This is a genomic window from Streptomyces sp. DH12 (assembly GCF_020873895.1).
Lineage (GTDB): Bacteria > Actinomycetota > Actinomycetes > Streptomycetales > Streptomycetaceae > Streptomyces.
Genome location: NZ_JAHWGT010000227.1, coordinates 1 through 775, shown reverse-complemented (window position 1 = coordinate 775; position 775 = coordinate 1). Strand labels below are relative to the sequence as shown.

1 protein-coding gene is annotated in these 775 nt (G+C 77.5%); it reads left to right on the top strand.

From position 1 onward, the window contains the following. Positions 1-775 (top strand): Phenylacetic acid catabolic protein (locus tag LPA54_RS33695; RefSeq protein WP_228984508.1); only part of this gene is annotated, 775 nt, incomplete at both ends.

Here is a 775-nt window from a genome sequence, read left to right as displayed (position 1 = left end):
GCAGCGGGCCCTGGAACGGGTGTGGCCCTACACCGGCGAACTCTTCGAGGAGGACGACGTCGCGCGCCGCCTCGCCGCCTTCGGCGCCGTGCCCTCACCGGCGGCGTTGCACGACACCTGGCTCGCCCGCGTCACCGAGGTCGTCACCGAGGCGGGACTCGCCGTGCCCGCTCCCGGATGGTCGGCCACCGGCACCTTCGCCCTGCCGGAGGTGCCGGGCGCCCACCACGTCCTCCTCGCGGGCGGCACCGGCATCACCCCGCTGGCCCCGATGGCCGCCCACGCCCTACGCCGCGACCCGGCCTGCCGTGTCAGCCTCGTGCACTCGGTCCGCACCTCCGCCGACGCCGTGCTGGCCGACGAACTGGCCGAGGTCAAGGACGAGTTCCTGGACCGCTTCACCGTCCTGTACGTGCTGACCCGGGAGGACCGGGGAAGCGGGAGCGGGCCGCTCGCCCGGCGGCTGGACGCGTCCGGGGTGCGCCGGCTGCTGGCGGCCGTGGACGCCCGGCCGGGCCCGGACACCACGTTCGCCCTGTGCGGACCACCCGGCCTCGTCGCCACCGCACGGCGCGTCCTGGCCGACTCGGGAGCCGACCCGTCGCTCGTCCGCTGGGAGCTGTTCACGGCCGACGGCACGCAGCCGGCGCCGCCGGAGCATGCCGGGCGGGCACCCGGGGCGGGGGAGTACCGGGTCACCGCCCTGGTCGACGGGCGCCGCCGGGCCGCCACCGTGCTGCCGGACGACCCGGCCCTGCTCGACGCCCTGCTGCGC